Origin of the sequence: Pseudomonas sp. B6(2017), from assembly GCF_002112765.1 — a bacterium.
Taxonomy (GTDB): Bacteria; Pseudomonadota; Gammaproteobacteria; order Pseudomonadales; family Pseudomonadaceae; genus Aquipseudomonas; species Aquipseudomonas piscis.
Map to the genome: position 1 here is coordinate 1 of NZ_NEIQ01000069.1, position 877 is coordinate 877.

3 protein-coding genes and 1 pseudogene are annotated in these 877 nt (G+C 64.8%); all 4 read right to left on the reverse strand.

Features of this window, described 5'->3' with window-relative positions:
- On the reverse strand, positions 1-158 hold a 158-nt coding region (locus tag CAG11_RS33005; protein ID WP_178081838.1), incomplete at its 3' end, for a phage tail protein.
- Positions 155-337 (reverse strand): annotated as a pseudogene (lysC, locus tag CAG11_RS33955) (Rz1-like lysis system protein LysC); the annotation flags it as partial. The gene CAG11_RS33005 and the pseudogene lysC, both read right to left, overlap by 4 nt.
- The gene (gene lysB / locus CAG11_RS34340) at positions 255-698 is read right to left on the reverse strand and encodes an Rz-like lysis system protein LysB (RefSeq protein WP_085600881.1); all 444 of its coding nucleotides are present in this window, start codon (positions 696-698) and stop codon (positions 255-257) included. The gene lysB and the pseudogene lysC, both read right to left, overlap by 83 nt.
- The coding region (locus tag CAG11_RS33740; protein ID WP_158091461.1) for a hypothetical protein at positions 695-877 on the reverse strand (183 nt) is incomplete at its 5' end. The genes lysB and CAG11_RS33740, both read right to left, overlap by 4 nt.

Consider the following 877-nt stretch of genomic DNA (forward strand, 5'->3'; position numbering starts at 1 on the left):
ATCACCTGCAGGTCATAGCTGTACTCGAACGAGAGGCTGGCGGCCGCGGTGCAGCGGACCTTGCCGTTGTCGATGAAGATCAGCAGCCGGTCAGGGTTGTGACGTAGTTCCGGGACACGGTCGAGCAGGTGTACCCGTAGGCTCTCGGGTTTGTTCATGGCTTGGCCTGCTGGTAGCGGTAGATCATGTCGACCTGGCCCGCGCATTCGGCCCAGGCGGCCTCGGCGGTGTCCTGGTCGTTCATCAGCTCGCCGTTACTGCTTGGGCTGGTCGCCGGCAGGCTGCAGGGCACCACGGCCGGACAGCCACTGACGATAAGCGTCGGCGCCGGTGAGGGCGGGTCGCTCGCGCAGCCGGCGAGCAGCATCAGGCAAGGGCTGAGCAGCCCAAGCGCGCAGGTCAGCGTTTTCACGTTTCAGTCCCTCGATGGTGAGTTGTCGTTTGGCGAGCCCCTGGCGGAGCAGGTCCTGTTCAGTGCGCAGGCGGGTTTGGGCCTCGCGCTCGCCGGATAGGGCCGCTTCCAGGGCATTGGCTTTGCCCTCGCTTCGCCCGGCCGCGGCCAACGCATCCCGCATGTCTTTCTCGGCCAACTCCCGACTCTTGTCGGCGACCTCGATGCGTTGTTCCTGATTCCAGGCCAGCAGGCCCAGCACGCCGACCAGGGCCAGGCCCAGCAGGATCTGGCGGATGATGCTCATTTGAGGAACTCCCCCAGGATCAACTGGCGGTACTGCTCATCGGTGCAGGCCGCGCGGGTCTCCTCGTAGTGGGCCTTATCGATTACCCCCGGTGTGAGCAGATGGCGCTGATAGCCACCGCCGTTGAGCTCGATCAGTTGCAACAGCAGATCCGTTTCCGGGGTATCGATCCCCAGGTC

What these genes read in the sequence shown, in the direction of transcription:
- lysB (WP_085600881.1), bottom strand. Translation starts at nt 698, where the DNA reads ATGAGCATCATCCGCCAGATCCTGCTGGGCCTGGCCCTGGTCGGCGTG.